Raw genomic sequence first — 15,781 nt, forward strand, 5'->3', positions numbered from 1 at the left:
ATAACTTTCGTTTAATTTAAAAAGGTGCACAGATGTAATACAACCTCTATAAGATTATACCCCCCTCGTACCCGTGCACCCATTTATAAGTATATCCTCGACTACCATAATAGTCAATAGACATTTGTGTCTATGCCTCGTCCAATCTGTCCGTTTTCTGCTCCAGTGTATGAAGGAAACGCTTTTCCTTTTCTGTCAGCACTGCCTTTTTAAGCATATCCGGCCGGTTTTTTAAGGTTCTTAGGAGGGACTGCTCCCTTCGCCATTCTTCAATTTTGGCATGATGGCCGGATAAAAGAACCTCCGGTACCTTTTTCCCTTCAAATTCTTCCGGTCTGGTATACTGGGGATATTCTAACAGGTTATCCTGAAAGGTCTCAAACTCTGCCGAGGTTTCGTTATTCAGCACCCCAGGCACCAGTCTGCTGATAGCGTCTATCATAACCATAGCAGGAATTTCCCCGCCGGTTAATACATAATCCCCAATAGAAATATTGTCTGTCACAATCATTTCCAAGGCCCGCTCATCAATTCCCTCATAATGACCGCACAGAAAAATGAGATTCTCTTCCTTGGATAATTCCTCTGCCATAGACTGATCAAACACCTTTCCCTGAGGAGTGAGATAGATGACTCTTGTAGTCTTCTTATCTTCTGCTTCTATCCGCTCTTTCACAGAACGGTATGCCCTCACTACAGGCCCGGGAGCCATAACCATGCCGGCTCCTCCGCCATAAGGGTAATCATCCACCCGGTTATGTTTGTTTTCCGAAAAATCTCTGATATCCACTGTATTTAATTGCAGGATTCCTTTTTCCAGTGCCCTTCCGGTGATACTGGCAGACAAACCCTGTCTTATCATTTCAGGAAATAAAGTCAGTACGTGAAAATTCATTTGTTACGGCCTTTCGGTATATTCTGCATTTTAAGTTTTTATGTTGATTCCAGTCCTAATCTATAGCAGACCCGGCATCAGATGTACCAGTATCCGCTTATTTTCTGCATCCACTTCTTTGATGCACTCCTTAATGGAAGGCAGGAGGATTTCACCTCCGTCCTTTCTGGTTACCACATAGACATCATTAGCACCGGTTGCCATTACGTCCGTCAAGGTGCCAAGCTCCTCTCCTTCTTCCGTAACCACCAGGGAGCCTATAATGTCGCAGATAAAATATTCATCCTCTGCAAGCTCCACTGCATTTTCTCTTGAAACCCAGAGATCATGCCCTTTATATTTCTCAATATCATTTATATTATCAATTCCCTTGAACTTCAGGATAGCCCATTGCTTAAAGAATTTTACCCCTTCTATTTCAAGTTCCATATATTCTTTACCCATGCTTAAAAACACCTGTTTTAACTGCTTAAAACGCCCCACATCGTCTGTTGTGGGGTATACTTTTACTTCCCCTTTTATCCCATGGGTAGCTGTTATTATTCCAACTCTTAAATAGTTTTCCATCAAAACTCCTTTTGTATCTGACATCAAAAATAAGAACCCATGACAGTTAGGATACGGAAAGAATTCTCCGGAAAATAACTGTTTTCCGGAAGGTTCTTTCTATTCACCTATTCCAGACAGGGTCCTTTAAAGGTTTATGATCATTATTGAAGTATTTCAACAACTACCTTTTTGTCATCCTTAGCAGCTGCTGCTTTTACAACGGTACGAATGGATTTTGCAATTCGGCCTTGTTTGCCGATGACCTTCCCCATGTCCTCAGGTGCAACCTTTAACTCCACAATAATGGACTGGTCGGTTTCCTTTTCTGTTACAACAACTTCTTCAGGGTGATCAACGAGTGATGTAGCAATTACTTTTACTAATTCTTTCATTACCCTACACCTCCAATGGAATATGACTTACTTTACCATAAATCGGAATTTACGGCAATACGCCATCATTCCTTAAAAATGTCAAACAGAAAATTATTTTGTAATTCCTGCTTTTTTAAATAAATTGCCAACTGTATCAGTAGGCTGGGCACCGTTTTGTAACCACTTCTTCGCTGCTTCCTCGTTAATCTTAAAAGCATTGGGTTCTTTCGTAGGATCATAAGTACCGAGTTCTTCGATAAATCTTCCATCTCTCGGGGATCTGGAATCTGAAACAACGATTCTATAGAAAGGAGCCTTTTTTTGACCCATTCTTCTTAATCTGATCTTAACTGCCATGATTTCACCTCCTTAAAATCTCAAATAAATATCTATTTATTGAAAAGTTATAATGTATTTATAACCTGACAACCTAAAATCCAAAGGGCATCTTAAATTTGCCTTTTTTCATACCCTTAGAGCCCATCATACCGGACATCTGCTTCATCATCTTTTTCATCTGGTCAAATTGCTTTACTACCTTGTTTACTTCGCTGATGTCAACGCCTGCTCCCAGGGCAATCCTCTTTTTTCTGGAAGGATTTAAAATATCGGGATTCGCTCTTTCCGCCTTTGTCATGGAATAAATAATGGCCTCCACTCCGCCGAATGCATCATCATCAACTTCAACGTCTTTTAACTGGCTTCCCATACCGGGCATCATCTTAAGGATATCATTGATACCGCCCATTTTTTTAATCTGCTGTAACTGATCCAGATAGTCATTAAAGTCAAATTCCGCTTTTTTTAACTTCTTTTCCAGCTGTTTGGCTTTTTCCTCATCAAAATCTGCCTGGGCTTTATCTATCAGTGTCAGGATATCTCCCATGCCAAGGATTCTGGAAGCCATACGGTCAGGGTAAAACTGCTCTAAATCTGATAGTTTCTCTCCCATACCTGCATAGAGAATGGGGCGCCCTGTTACTGCCCTGATAGAAAGTGCTGCACCGCCTCTGGTATCACCGTCAAGCTTGGTAAGAATAACACCGTCAATACCAATTTTATTCTGGAAATGCTCTGCTACATTGACAGCATCCTGACCAGTCATGGAATCGACTACCAGAATGGTCTGGTGAACCTGTATATTCTCTTTGATCTCAATGAGCTCATTCATCATGTCTTCATCAATATGAAGACGTCCTGCGGTATCCAGGATTACCACATTCATATTATTGCTCCTGGCATGCTCTAAGGCAGCCTTTGCAATATTAACGGGCTTATGTTTATCTCCCATGGAGAAAACAGGTACTCCCTGCTTATCGCCGTTTATCCTTAACTGCTCGATAGCAGCCGGACGGTAGATATCACAGGCAGCTAAAAGAGGTCTCTTGCCCTTTGCCTTAAACTTTCCGGCGAGCTTTGCCGTGGTAGTCGTTTTACCGGCACCTTGTAAACCGCACATCATAATAACCGTAATTTCATTACCGGGCTTAAAAGAAATTTCCGTAGTCTCGGAGCCCATGAGATTTACCATCTCTTCGTTTACTATCTTAATAACCATCTGTCCGGGAGTAAGGCTTGACATAACATCCTGCCCTACGGCACGCTCCTGAACGGTCTTGATAAAGTTCTTAACCACCTTAAAGTTAACATCAGCTTCTAACAAAGCCATCTTAACTTCCTTTAACGCGGTGGCAACATCCGCTTCGCTTAAGCGTCCCTTGCCTCTAAGGTTCTTAAATACGTTTTGTAATTTTTCAGAAAGGCTGTCAAATGCCATCCGGGAACCTCCTGCTTACATTCATCTCCAGATTTTCATAGTCCAAAATCAGATTGTTTACTATAGCACTTCTATCATATTTCTTGAAAGGGCAAGAACCTTTTCAAGGGTATCTTCCCTGTATTCCGTTTTTAACTCTGCAGCCAGACTGTGTATCTCTTCTGCCATCTGCCTGGTAGTCTCAAATTTATGAATCAGTCCAAGCTTTTCTTCATAATCCGTAAGGTGCTTCGAACATCTCTTAACAATGTCATATACCCCTTGCCTGCTGATTCCCTGCTCCTGTGCAATCTCTCCCAGGGAAAGATCATTTAAGATATAATCCTCAAATATCTGTTTATTATGGTTTTTTAACAGCTCTCCGTAAAAATCATAGAGAAGTGATAAATATACTTTTTCCTGCAGCTTCTGGCTGATATCTGTATTATCCATAAAAACACCCATGCATAAAACATCTGCTGGCAGATGTTTTACTGCCATAAATAAGAAGTGAAAATTGCTTTCTATTTTTCACATTAACACCCATGCATTTCGCAAGTTTACTTGCGAAACTGCCCAGATAGAAAGTGAAAAATGCTTTTTATTTTTCACATTAACACCACCTGTAAAGTTTTTTTCTTTACAGGTGGTAGTATATCTGATTATGATATGTTTGTCAAGAATTTTTTATTAAAATCCCTTCCGGTAAGTACTTAAGGCATACAAAATTACTGCATCAGCAAATCAGTCAAGGCATCGAAGGATATTTCATTTACACTTTCAAGCATACTTATGATATCCTGTCCAAAACTTCCATCACTGGAATAAGCCCCGCTGATTCCGCAGGCCATCGCTCCTATCGTGTCTGTATCTCCTCCTATGTTCGCAGCATATTCAGCACACAGCAGCGGATTTCCCTTTGCCAGATAGAACAGTGCTGCCGCCGCGGGAATACTTTCTGTTGACGATATCCCCGTCCCAATATAGTTATATATGTTTTTTAATGCTTCCGCAACAGAAAAATTATCTGCAAAATATTTTCCCATCTCCATTCTGGCTGTTATGGAAGGCTCTCCCGTTGAATTCCCATAATGCCTTCCTTTTTCGGCCATTTTTTTCATATACTCATATATATTGCCGATATTACGTTCTCCATGAACTGCAATGGCACCTCCGGCGGCAATAGCAACTGCCGCACTTATGGCAGGAGAGGTATAATGTGTTGGCATGCAAAGCTTTACAACCTCTTTTATTAATCTTTCTTCCTCTATGCCACCGTCCGTAATCCCTGCCTTAAGACCGATCGGAAGTATTTTCATTGCAGCCCCGTTTGTTACTCCCATTTTTCCGGTTTCCTCCATTGGCACTCCCTTTTCCAGAAGCTCTATAGCCTTGGCAGTACTTGGCCCAACTACTGCCTGGCTTTTGGACGATTCTTTTATCCATTTTTTAAGCTTTTGAATAAACAGTTTCGCATCTACTCTCCCCTGGTTTTCTGCCAGCATTTCAATTACAAGAATAGTATTTATCGTGTCATCGGTTACTTCTCCCCTTTTTAACCCGGCTGAAATAGAATTTTCCGGATGTCCGGGAAGAAACTTTTCGATCTTTCCGAACTTTTCTCTGATTTTTTCCGGCGGCCACATTTCAGCAGGCATTCCAAAAGCATCTCCATAGGCCACTCCTATCAATGCTCCCTTAACTCTCTTTATCATTTCTGGTCCCCCTTCCATAATAACAAGCTCCTTTCGTGAATATCAAAACTTCTTAGCGGATATTTGCTTTCATATTTATAGCCTCTTCAAGTGTTGGTGTGTGTCTTGCTCCGATTCCGGTACAGGTATATCCGGCACATAGCGCAGCAAATTCCATTGACTCTTGTATTGTCTCATTTTTCAGGCAATATTGATATAGGAAGGCTCCTATGTAAGAATCACCTGCTCCGGTCGTATCAATGGCATCAACCGGATAGATGGAAGCATAGTATGCTTTTCCCTGTTCATCATATGCAACCGAACCTTCTTTACCAAGAGTAAACAAAAGAATTCCTTTGCAATAATGCCTTAGGAATCCGGCACATTCTTCCAGGTTCGTTGTTCCGGTAAGCCCGTACAGCCCTTCTCTGCAGGGCGCAAAAACATCCACATATTGCAAGGCATCTAATATCTCATTTTTGGTAACCTTTAATCCTTCCATGGTTTCAAGACCTGCCTGCATATTGAATACTGTTTTTGCATCAGCCTCTTTCGCAGCCTTCAATGCCATAAGGGCCGCTTCTTTCGGAAGAAAATCCGTGTAAAATACTCTTGCTCTCTTAATGGACTGGATATTAATCTCTTCCGCCGAAAGTTCTAAAAATGCGTCTCCCATATTAAGCATTATAAATTTTCGTCCTGCATCGTCTATTACTATTTCCGTATGAAGGGTTGTTTTTCCTTCCTTTATAATCATATCCGCTGTGCTTACTTTTTCCGCTTCCAGACTTTTTAGAACCTCTTTTCCAAGGTCATCATCCCCCACAGCACCAATGTAACCGCATTTTGCCGTAAGGCGTGACAGCTGGACAATAACATTTGTCCCGCTTCCTCCCGGCTGCTTACTATTGCTTCTCACCAGACAAAAGCCATCTTCTTTTGGCAGCATATCCACTTTCATTAAAACATCCATTGCCAGCGTTCCCAATCCGCATACATCTATTATTTTTTCCATAGGATATTCTTCCTTTCTTTTTTGTTTTCAAAAAGCGGACAGAATATTCCTACCCTGCCCGCCAGTAAATTGACCTATTTTTCTGCTATTGTTATTCTTCTATACCGGGTATGGCTTCCGTTTTGTACGGAAACCCCAATGCCTCCCTTTAAGTATGGAGCATCTTCATCTTCAGCCACTAATATGCATTTGTCGTTTATTCTGGCTTCAATCCGGTTCCCCAAAACCACTACCTGTATCTTATATTCCTCCTGCTGCTTCCATTCAAATTCAGTTTCCGTAAGAATACGGTATCCATTTTCATTTTTAAGAATGGCTGCCTTGCCTTCCGGAAGAAGGCCCACTGCATAGGAACGTATGGCCCCCTGAACTCTTACATTTACCATGTGGTGCTGTCCGGTAAGGGGTGTTAAGAAAAAGCCTGCGCTATAATTGTCCCAGTCATATTTTCCTGTATAAGCTTCTCCAAAGTCGGCACAGGAGATGTGCAATTGTCCCTGTTTAAGATACATAAGACCTTTTAGTCTTGTAAACTGGCTGATTTCTCTATGCAGTCCTGTCCAGAATTCTTCTTTTTCCTTCGTGAACTCAATAGAATATGCCGGCTTGCCATCCGCATATAAATCATCAATGATTCCTGTAAAATCAAATACCTGGGTATGGGTACCGTGTACATGAAAGCATAGCCCTGCTTCCTTTATTAGTCCGCCTTCCAGACAGGGGATTTGAAAAGAAAGCTCTTTCCATTGTCCTTTCACCAGTTCAATTTTCTCCCCTTCGTATATAGTACCGGAATGAGCCTCCAGCACATAAAGGCTCACAGCTGCTTCACAGCTGTATTCCGGCAGGTATGCACTTCCATGGAGTACCTGTCCCGGATATATTACCGGCGAAAAGCAGGGGTCATACCTGCTGTCATGAAAATCAGCCGGTTCATAATATGTCTTTTTATATACATATATATTTTCTCCAGGTTCCATCGGCTTAACTGTAAATTTTAAAGCTCTTAAGCCTGTATACGCTGTTTCTTCCGTATTTGTTACTTCCCATTCCCTTTCCCTGCGCGCTCTTACATCTAATCCGTCTGTGCGTACACGGATAGAATGGGTAGAACCAGGATATTCAAAATGGCAGCTGTCTATCTTTTTCATTATAATCGTGTTCCATGGTTCCGGTATTTCTTCCCCGGCTATAGCATATGCCAGTTTCGCAATATAGGATGCTCCAAAAGGAATATCCATAATATTCAACGAACCAATGACACTGGAGCATACCAGGAAATCATGAACAGGCTTCCTCCACTTTTCATACGGAATCCCATTCAAACCATTTCTTACGCCCATAATAGTAGCCACATTTCCAACATTACAGTCAGTATCCCACCCACACATATTACAAATAGTCAAGGTTTTCGAAAAATCACCTTCACCATATAAAAGTGCCAGAATCATCACTGCTATATTAGGAATAATGTGGCAGTTTCCCGGATATCTGTCATATCCGAAGTTTTCATAAATGTACCTGAAGCACTCTCTCCAATCAGCAGGATGGTTCTCATAGTATTCCATAACCGCCTGTACAACTCTTGCATATTCACAATCCTCCGGAATATAAGAAAGTCCTTTTTGAATAATTTTTTTAATATCTTTTTCTTCAAAAGCAGCACTGATACAAACAGCTACAAAAATGCCGCCGTATATGCCATTGCCGCCATGTGTTACACTTGCTGCCTCTCTGGCATATTTTGCTGCCAGGTCGGTATTTCCGGGAGCTACCAGTCCCCATGTATCAATGAATATCTGTCCGCCGATTTGTTCTGCAACGGCACTTCCATTTTGCTCAATACTGCCGCTTCTTGGAGCCGGTATTCCATTTCTGATGTTTAAGTACGCCGTATGTTCTGTAGAAGTGCCATAACCGCCCCACCAGAAAAATCCATGTTCAAAAGGAGCATAGTTTAGCAGTGCATCTGCTACATCCTGGGCCTTTAAGTCAAATCCATTCCGTCCGTCTTCTAAAGCTCTTAAAAAGAAAAGGGGCACATTGCTGTCGTCGTCTGCTGCAAAGTCCCGGTAATCTACCGGATAACCCTCCATTTCGCCATATATATTCTTTATTTTATCATAAGTCCATCCTTCAATGGGCGCTCCAAGACGAATCCCGATTATTTTTGCCAGCCAGCCGGCGTATATCCCCTCGATATATTCTGTTTTCATATATTTTTCACTCCTTTCTTTCTGCCTAGTTAACCTTTTACACTTCCGCTGGTCATACCTTCGATAAATTTTCTGCTTAAAAATAAATATAATGCAATAACCGGAGCAATTGTAATTACACTGGCCGTATAAATTCTTGCCATATTTGATCCATATTCCCCTGTGAATTTTACAAAACGCGTTGCAACCAGTTTAAGACTTTCTGTTGTTATAAAGGTATTAGACCAGAGAAATTCATTCCATACACTGACAAATACCAGAATTGCTATTGTAAGAAACATGGACCTTGCAATTGGCAGCGTTATTTTCAGTAAACTGTCCAGCTCGCTGCATCCGTCTATCTTAGCGGCTTCCTCCAGCTCCCTTGGAATTCCTGCCAGAAAGGTCCGAAGCAAAAGCATGTTAAATGGTATCTGCATGGCCGTATAGACAATAATAAGGCTCCATCTTGTGTCTACCAGCCCCATTTTATTCATGACAAAATAATCCGGTACTATATAGAGGAATCCAGGCAATGAAATCGCTACAAAGAAATAAGCTGTAAAAAAGCCCTTCAATCGAAAATTCAGCTTACTGATTGCATATGCGCCTAACCCCACCACCACAAGAACAGCAATAATGACTATAAATGCCGTTAAAAAGCTGTTAAAGTAAGCTTGCCCATAACCGCCGATCAGCCAGGTATCCTTATAATTATTAAATACCCATTTTTGCGGTAATCCAAGAGGCATGATTTTACATTCCCTATCCGTTCTGAAAGAATTCAAAAATACCTGTATCAGAGGAACGGCTGCAAATATTGCCATGAGCAGCAAAAATATTCTTTTAATGATAAATGAAATCTGATATCCCTTGCGTTTTCTGATTCCATTACTCATCTTCCATTCCTCCTTTTTTGCTGATATACTTCTGAAGAAAATATAAAAGCACACAAACACCGCTTTGAATTACGCATAGAGCATTTGCATAACCTGCCCTGTATTTCACAAATGCATTTTTATAAATATAAGTAGACATAATTTCTGTAGAATTAGCCGGACCGCCATTTGTCATTATATATACATAATCAAAGGTTAGAAACGACCACATAATAGTCATGATTAATACAAAAGCAATAGTTTGTTTTATTCCTGGAATCGATACATGGAGCAGTTCCTGAAAACGGCTGGCTCCATCAACTCGGGCAGCTTCATATAATGTGGAATCCACCTGCTGCAACGCCCCCAAAAAGAGCACCAGTATAAATCCCCACCAATGCCAGTTATCCACAAAGGCAACTGAGTAAAGTGCTATTTTGGGATTTCCCAGCCATAAAACCTTTGCCAGGCCCTCCCAGCCTAATTTGTCAAAAACCTGATTTAAACCGTAATATGGATTCATATAGGCCGTCCATATTTTTCCTGCTACCGCTGCCGATATGATATATGGTATAAAATACACCGTCCGAAAGAACATCTGGGTCCGCCCCAGCTGGCTTACAATAATTGCTACAGTAAATCCCAGAATCAAAGGAACTGTAATGAATATAAGAAGCCACTGGATGTTATGCATTATAGATAATTTTACAATAGAATCCTGGAATATCTCTTTAAAGTTCTTTATCCCGATAAATTTCGCATTCCCCATTCCGTTCCAGTCAAATAAAGACATCACCAGCGTACTGAATGCCGGCGCCGTAACGATGGATACGTGGATTATAAATGCAGGGATAATAAATAGATATGGTACTACATGCCTTTTTTTAACTGAACTCATTTCGTCACCACCTGTTATGATTCTACTTTGTTCAAATAAAGGCACCGCACAATTATATCCATACAGCTATTTAATTGTGCGGCAGCCCGAATAATTAGTCCTGCATATTACGGAAGAACAGGGATTGTCTTATCTGTTATGGCTTTATCAATATAAGTCTGCGCTTTGGCAAGATAATCGTCCACCGATAATAATTCAAGGAATAAAGCATCTGTGTTTTCATTCATGTACACTCTCATATCAGAGGGATAAAAGGTCCAGGAGCAATAACCAATCTGATTATTTGTTTGTGCATCCATCAAAAGTTTGTACTGGTTATTAAGCTTCTCATCGATTCCTTCCAGTTTGCTGATATCAAACTCCTTTAAGGGATACGGCTGATATCCTGCTTCCCTGATGGACTGGTAATGCCTGTCAAGAGAAGTAAACAGATAATTTAGAACTTCAGCTGCCAGGTCCGGATTATCTGAATTCGCATTTATTGCATAGCCGCCGCCTGTTGCAAATGGCAGAATAGGTCCTATTCCTTCTTTTGCAGGCATCATTTCAGAATCCCAGTTACAGTCAGGGTATGTTGCTAACAGCTGATTGGAAGCCCATGTTCCGTCAATCATCATAGCAGCCTTTCCTTCTGCAAAAAAGGCAAGCATATCTTCGTTTGTAACGGACTGGGATGCTTTATCTCCAATCCAGCCATTCTTCCACCAGTCTACCATGGTTTGAAATGCATCCTTTATTGCCGCATCCGTATACTTCCCATTTCCTTCCATTGCTGCCTTTACGGCCTTAGGTCCTGCATAACAGCTTGAAAAAGTAGAATAAAGCCAGTCTACAGCGCCCTGATAATTAGAATTACCGAAAGCTATCGGAATAATATCTTTTTCTTTCACCTTCTTCATTAATTCCACCAGTTCATCCTCAGTTTGAGGTACTTCCCATCCATTTTTCTCCATTACATCCATATTATAGTACATTACCATTCCTTCAAAGGATGTCGGAAGAGAATACAGCTTATCATTATAGAAGCAGCTTTTATATGCCCAATCATAGAACAGATTGGCCCACCCATACTTCTCGGCATAATCTCCAAGCTCTAATACCCTGCTTCCTTTTGCAAACTCTGCCACATCCGTAGGCCCGTCCAAATCCATTATATCCGGCCCTCCTCCGCCTGCAACCTCTACCTGAAGGCTCTGCCTGTCATTATACATTTTTATCTCAATATTAACATCCGGAAACGCTTTCTTCAGCGGTTCGTCTATGTACTTTTCCCTTACAGCCACCTGACTATCATCTGCCAGATAGCATGATATAACTATTTTTTCTTTGTCTTTACTACTTTTTCCGGTATCTGCTGTACCGCTCCCACCTCCTGACTGATTTCCATTTCCACCAGAACTACATGCAGCCATTGTACACATCATTGCTGTTACCAAACACATTGACAAGATCTTTTTTAAACTTTTCATCATATTCCTCCTTAATATATTAGATTCTTTGAATCTCAAGGCCTCATAGAAAGCCTTCAGTACCAATAAAGGAAAATTATTGCTGCCAGTGCTTAAGTATGTCTTCCACCTCTTTTCTATCCGGGATGGAACTTTGTGCCCCCTTCCTTGTAACTGCAATGGAAGAAGCACAGTTAGCAAATATAACTGCCTCTTTAACACTCTTGCCTTCCGAAAGAGCTGTAACGAATGCTCCGTTAAAGCAGTCTCCGGCAGCCGTGGTATCAACGGCCTCCACTTTTCTGGCAGGATAAAGTGCTTCCATTTGCCTGCTGATATACAGTGTTCCCTTTTCTCCCAATGTGACCAACACATTAGGAACTCCCTTTTCTAAAAGAATGCGGGCTCCTTCCCTGATGTTTTCTGGTGATATTTTTGTCTGTCCGCTTAACATAATTAACTCTGTCTCATTTGGTGTTATGTAATCAATATTTTCAAAAATATCCTCGGGCAGCGTCTTAGGATTCGGTGCCGGAGCAGGATTTAAAATAACTGTTTTATTCAATTCTTTTGCCCGTCTTATTCCATACATAATGGTTTCAAGGGGTATTTCCATCTGAACCATGACATAGTCGCTTTCCTGAATAAGGTTATCGTTCTGCTTCAGATATTCAACATTACACGCATTATTGGCACCGGAAATAACCACAATACTGTTATCTCCCTTCTCATTTACATATATCACTGCAGTCCCGGTAGGTATATTCTCCGTTTTCATGATGAAAGAAGCATCCGCACCGCTTCCTGCTATATTACACACAAGCTTTTCACCCATGTTGTCATCACCTACGCAGCCAAGCATTGCAACATCCCCACCCAGCCTTCCGGCTGCATAGGCTTGATTTGCTCCTTTGCCTCCCGGAATGTAAGAAAGATTGTCTCCCAGTACCGTTTCTCCTATTGCCGGCATGCGCTTCATCTCAATTATCATATCCATATTTAAACTTCCGATAATCAGAATCCGCTTTTTCAAAACACCACCTCCAATTCGATGTTTTCATTCATGAAAATGTTTTCCTAAACTCTTTTCCTATGCATTTATAATAATATTATTTTCAAACTAAGTCAATACCATTTTATAATATTGTCATTTTTTATATTTTTAAGGCATATAATTATGCATATTGTACACATTCAAAGCATGGTACAATTATGGTACAATTCGCTCTGGTACATATGTTTACCTATAATTTGAATTTTATTGACAATAAGCCTTTTATTATCCATAATAAAATAAAAAAGGCTGAGGTTGTTATGACAATCAAAGAGATAGCTGCTCTTGCAGGTGTATCGATATCTACGGTATCTAAAATTATTAATAATAAAGATCTGAATATTAATCCCGAAACACGCAACCGGGTTTTAAAAATAGTAAAAGAATATAACTATACCCCTTATGGTATGATCAAAAATACATCTTCTTCGAAAAACTTTGTACTGGGTGTACTTCTATGTAACTCAGGAGAATCCCCCCTTATGCTGAATGGTATTTTGGCGGCTGCACAGGAAAACGGCTACAGCGTAATGGTTTTAGACAGTCAGAATTCTGTCAATACAGAATTGAAAAACATATCCGTTTTATGCAAAAACAACGTAGATGGAGTTATCTGGGAGCCAGTGCAGGAGGACAGTGTGCTACACGAGCATTACCTTAATGACCTGAACATACCCGTCTGTTATATCAACAATAAAATAAGTACCGATGAATATTACATTGACTTTGCCCAAATGGGTTATTTTATGGCTCAAAAATTAATTGAATACAAACATTCCAAAATTGCTTGTATTATAAAGAAAAGCAGCCGACGCTCCCAGCTTGTTTTAGAAGGTTTTAAAAAATGTCTGTATGATAACCAGATTGCTTATAACGATAAAATGGTATTTTCAGTGGAGGATGAAGACTATATCCAAAAGATTATTACCCATGAGATTTCCGGTATTATATGCTCGCATTTCGCATCAGCACTGGTGCTTTATGGTAATATGACGAAACTTCGGCACTACATTCCATCCGATTTATCTTTAGTCAGCCTGAAGGATGATGCAAGAGACCCTCTTCCCTACCCCAAAATTTCCACGGTCTCGATTCCTTACAAATCCTTTGGCAGCCATGTGTGCCAATGCTTAATTGCAGAATGCGAAAAGAGCAGCATGCATATGCCGCCCTTTTCTCCGGACTATGTTTTTGATAATGAGGATAGCTTATCCTCCCCTTACTACTACCGTACAAAAAAAATCGTGGTTGTCGGCAGTATCAACATTGACTGTACCTTTAACGTGGATTTCCTTCCCCAGGCCGGCAAGACTACTAAAATATTAAATTCTGCTGTAACCTTAGGAGGCAAGGGAGCCAATCAGGCAATAGGAGTATCAAAATTAGGCAGAGAAGTTTCTCTGATTGGAAGAATAGGCAATGACCCTGATTCTGACTTTATTTTTAATGTTTTAGAAGAACAGCGTGTTTCTACACAGGGTATTCACCGTGATTCCAATACTCCAACCGGCCGTGCTTATATTTACATTGAAAATCATGGCGAAAGCTCCATCACTGTGTTATCCGGTGCAAATGGCAATTTGACTCCCGATGATATCATAAAACAGCAGCACTTATACAGAAATGCCGGATATTGCCTGTTGTCAGCCGAACTGCCGCTTCCTGTTATCATAGAGGCTGCCAGAACAGGCAGAAAGTACGGAGCGCAGAATATCTTAAAACCCGCAACCCTTAAAAATCTGCCGGAAGAACTTATAGAAAATATTGATATTTTCATTCCTAACCGCAAGGAAGCAGCAACTCTGTGTCCGCACTATAATACCATTGAGGATCAGGCCGACTATTTTGGCAAGAAAGGCATACCTGTCGTTATCATAACCCTTGGACATAAAGGCTGCTATCTAAGAACTCCTGACAAAACCAGCTATTATCCGGCTTCTGCATTTACTTCTATTGACAGCACCGGAGGAGCAGATGCCTTTATCGCTGCCCTTGCCTCTTACATGGCCAAAGGCTTTTCACTGGAAAAGTCAGTTCAAATTGCTAACTATGCGGCAGGCTTTTGCGTTTCACGATTAGGAGTGAGCCAGGCACTTGTTGATCAGATAACCCTCGAAACCCACATAGGACGGCTGGACCCGGCACTTATGGTCCTCAAATCCTGATTTTTTTCTTCGTACAGCTTTGCATAATTTTCGTATGCTGAATTAAGTGAAATCTATGCCGGCTGTACGAAACTATATATGGCTTATAAAAAAGTTGCCGCAAGTATCACAGTCCCTCTGCCTTTACACAGGGCTTTATGATATCTTGCAGCAACGTTTCACTGTTCATGCTTTATATATTTCTTTAATATTTCCTCTACCAGCCTGTTATCAAGCTCTGATACCGGTATCAGTCTGTCCGGCGCTCCCTGGGGAGTTCTTAGCCGTTTTTCCATTACCAGTAAATCACGCCATTCCCCAAATTTATATGCTGTTTTATAATAGGTACCCACTTCGGTAAAACCGAACTTTTTATGTAAGGCTACACTGCCTTCATTGGGAACACAGATAAGGGAATATATGTTATAGACCCCTTGAGCCTCTGCCAGTTCAAAAAGGGCATTGTAAAGTACTGTACCGATTCCCTGCTTGTGATAAGTGTCTTTTATATATACCGAGCATTCGCAGTCCCAGGCATACGCTGCTCTTTCCCTATGCAGGGAACAATAGGCATAGCCGGCAATTTCACCATCCACCGTATACACAAGCCATGGATAACCGCTCTTTACTTTTCGAATTCTTTCTTCAAATATTTCAAGGGGAACCTTGTCATATTCAAAGGAAACCACCGTATTTAAAATATATGGCTCATAGATTGCATAGATTTCTTTCGCATCCTCTAAGACAGCCATCCTGATTTCCGTCTTTTTCATATTTACACCCATTGCATATCGCAGGCTTGCCTGCAATATTGCCACAAATAAAAATGAGTAAAAGAATCTATACGTGGCATCCTTACATTTTTAAATTTTCTTTCACTC

Annotated in this window: 15 protein-coding genes; 1 reads left to right on the forward strand and 14 read right to left on the reverse strand. The window is 40.8% G+C overall.

From position 1 onward, the window contains the following. Positions 1–130: 130 nt before the first annotated feature. The 13 genes from trmD to rbsK form a co-directional block, all read right to left on the reverse strand. Positions 131–895, reverse strand: coding sequence for a tRNA (guanosine(37)-N1)-methyltransferase TrmD (gene trmD, locus BUF11_RS05800; RefSeq protein WP_073587779.1), 765 nt, complete (start codon positions 893–895; stop codon positions 131–133). A 60-nt stretch (positions 896–955) separates the two neighbouring features. After that, positions 956–1,462, reverse strand: coding sequence for a ribosome maturation factor RimM (gene rimM, locus BUF11_RS05805; protein WP_073587780.1), 507 nt, complete (start codon positions 1,460–1,462; stop codon positions 956–958). 143 nt (positions 1,463–1,605) lie between these two features. Further along, positions 1,606–1,836, reverse strand: coding sequence for a KH domain-containing protein (locus BUF11_RS05810; RefSeq protein ID WP_033166400.1), 231 nt, complete (start codon positions 1,834–1,836; stop codon positions 1,606–1,608). A gap of 93 nt (positions 1,837–1,929) precedes the next feature. Further along, entirely contained in the window at positions 1,930–2,175 is a 246-nt protein-coding gene (rpsP, locus tag BUF11_RS05815; RefSeq protein WP_073587781.1) for a 30S ribosomal protein S16, read from the reverse strand. 73 nt (positions 2,176–2,248) lie between these two features. After that, entirely contained in the window at positions 2,249–3,595 is a 1,347-nt protein-coding gene (ffh, locus tag BUF11_RS05820) for a signal recognition particle protein (RefSeq protein WP_073587782.1), read from the reverse strand. A 60-nt stretch (positions 3,596–3,655) separates the two neighbouring features. Then, positions 3,656–4,027, reverse strand: coding sequence for a YlxM family DNA-binding protein (ylxM, locus tag BUF11_RS05825; RefSeq protein ID WP_073587964.1), 372 nt, complete (start codon positions 4,025–4,027; stop codon positions 3,656–3,658). 275 nt (positions 4,028–4,302) lie between these two features. Continuing rightward, a complete protein-coding gene (locus BUF11_RS05830) occupies positions 4,303–5,289 on the reverse strand; it encodes an ADP-ribosylglycohydrolase family protein (RefSeq protein ID WP_073587965.1) in 987 nt (328 codons plus the stop codon). Between the two features lie 52 nt (positions 5,290–5,341). Further along, on the reverse strand, positions 5,342–6,283 hold the full coding sequence (locus BUF11_RS05835) for a carbohydrate kinase family protein (RefSeq protein ID WP_073587783.1): 942 nt from the start codon (positions 6,281–6,283) through the stop codon (positions 5,342–5,344). A 74-nt stretch (positions 6,284–6,357) separates the two neighbouring features. Continuing rightward, positions 6,358–8,499: an ADP-ribosylglycohydrolase family protein gene (locus tag BUF11_RS05840; protein WP_073587784.1), complete on the reverse strand. Its 2,142-nt coding sequence runs from the start codon at positions 8,497–8,499 to the stop codon at positions 6,358–6,360. A gap of 29 nt (positions 8,500–8,528) precedes the next feature. Continuing rightward, entirely contained in the window at positions 8,529–9,377 is an 849-nt protein-coding gene (locus BUF11_RS05845; RefSeq protein WP_084558472.1) for a carbohydrate ABC transporter permease, read from the reverse strand. Further along, entirely contained in the window at positions 9,370–10,254 is an 885-nt protein-coding gene (locus BUF11_RS05850) for a carbohydrate ABC transporter permease (RefSeq protein ID WP_073587785.1), read from the reverse strand. The genes BUF11_RS05845 and BUF11_RS05850 overlap by 8 nt, the downstream gene beginning before the upstream one ends. A gap of 107 nt (positions 10,255–10,361) precedes the next feature. Beyond that, the gene (locus BUF11_RS05855; RefSeq protein ID WP_073587786.1) at positions 10,362–11,723 is read right to left on the reverse strand and encodes an extracellular solute-binding protein; all 1,362 of its coding nucleotides are present in this window, start codon (positions 11,721–11,723) and stop codon (positions 10,362–10,364) included. Between the two features lie 76 nt (positions 11,724–11,799). Beyond that, on the reverse strand, positions 11,800–12,735 hold the full coding sequence (gene rbsK / locus BUF11_RS05860; protein ID WP_073587787.1) for a ribokinase: 936 nt from the start codon (positions 12,733–12,735) through the stop codon (positions 11,800–11,802). Positions 12,736–12,914: 179 nt separating this feature from the next. Here rbsK and BUF11_RS05865 point away from each other — a divergent pair, with 179 nt between their 5' ends. Further along, the gene (locus BUF11_RS05865) at positions 12,915–14,921 is read left to right on the forward strand and encodes a PfkB family carbohydrate kinase (protein ID WP_330393854.1); all 2,007 of its coding nucleotides are present in this window, start codon (positions 12,915–12,917) and stop codon (positions 14,919–14,921) included. Between the two features lie 158 nt (positions 14,922–15,079). On the opposite strand, the gene BUF11_RS05870 is transcribed toward BUF11_RS05865, so the two are convergent. Then, the gene (locus tag BUF11_RS05870) at positions 15,080–15,673 is read right to left on the reverse strand and encodes a GNAT family N-acetyltransferase (RefSeq protein WP_073587968.1); all 594 of its coding nucleotides are present in this window, start codon (positions 15,671–15,673) and stop codon (positions 15,080–15,082) included. Between the last annotated feature and the right edge of the window lie 108 nt (positions 15,674–15,781).

Source organism: Anaerocolumna xylanovorans DSM 12503, assembly GCF_900143645.1.
Lineage (GTDB): Bacteria > Bacillota > Clostridia > Lachnospirales > Lachnospiraceae > Anaerocolumna > Anaerocolumna xylanovorans.

Excerpts from the sequence above, each read along its gene's own strand:
- BUF11_RS05830 (WP_073587965.1), bottom strand. The coding sequence starts at position 5,289 with ATGATAAAGAGAGTTAAGGGAGCATTGATAGGAGTGGCCTATGGAGAT.
- ylxM (WP_073587964.1), bottom strand. The coding sequence starts at position 4,027 with ATGGATAATACAGATATCAGCCAGAAGCTGCAGGAAAAAGTATATTTA.
- rpsP (WP_073587781.1), bottom strand. The coding sequence starts at position 2,175 with ATGGCAGTTAAGATCAGATTAAGAAGAATGGGTCAAAAAAAGGCTCCT.
- BUF11_RS05810 (WP_033166400.1), bottom strand. The coding sequence starts at position 1,836 with ATGAAAGAATTAGTAAAAGTAATTGCTACATCACTCGTTGATCACCCT.
- BUF11_RS05855 (WP_073587786.1), bottom strand. The coding sequence starts at position 11,723 with ATGAAAAGTTTAAAAAAGATCTTGTCAATGTGTTTGGTAACAGCAATG.
- BUF11_RS05865 (WP_330393854.1), top strand. The coding sequence starts at position 12,915 with ATGGTACAATTCGCTCTGGTACATATGTTTACCTATAATTTGAATTTT.
- BUF11_RS05870 (WP_073587968.1), bottom strand. The coding sequence starts at position 15,673 with ATGAAAAAGACGGAAATCAGGATGGCTGTCTTAGAGGATGCGAAAGAA.
- rimM (WP_073587780.1), bottom strand. The coding sequence starts at position 1,462 with ATGGAAAACTATTTAAGAGTTGGAATAATAACAGCTACCCATGGGATA.
- trmD (WP_073587779.1), bottom strand. The coding sequence starts at position 895 with ATGAATTTTCACGTACTGACTTTATTTCCTGAAATGATAAGACAGGGT.
- BUF11_RS05835 (WP_073587783.1), bottom strand. The coding sequence starts at position 6,283 with ATGGAAAAAATAATAGATGTATGCGGATTGGGAACGCTGGCAATGGAT.
- BUF11_RS05840 (WP_073587784.1), bottom strand. The coding sequence starts at position 8,499 with ATGAAAACAGAATATATCGAGGGGATATACGCCGGCTGGCTGGCAAAA.
- BUF11_RS05850 (WP_073587785.1), bottom strand. The coding sequence starts at position 10,254 with ATGAGTTCAGTTAAAAAAAGGCATGTAGTACCATATCTATTTATTATC.
- ffh (WP_073587782.1), bottom strand. The coding sequence starts at position 3,595 with ATGGCATTTGACAGCCTTTCTGAAAAATTACAAAACGTATTTAAGAAC.
- BUF11_RS05845 (WP_084558472.1), bottom strand. The coding sequence starts at position 9,377 with ATGAGTAATGGAATCAGAAAACGCAAGGGATATCAGATTTCATTTATC.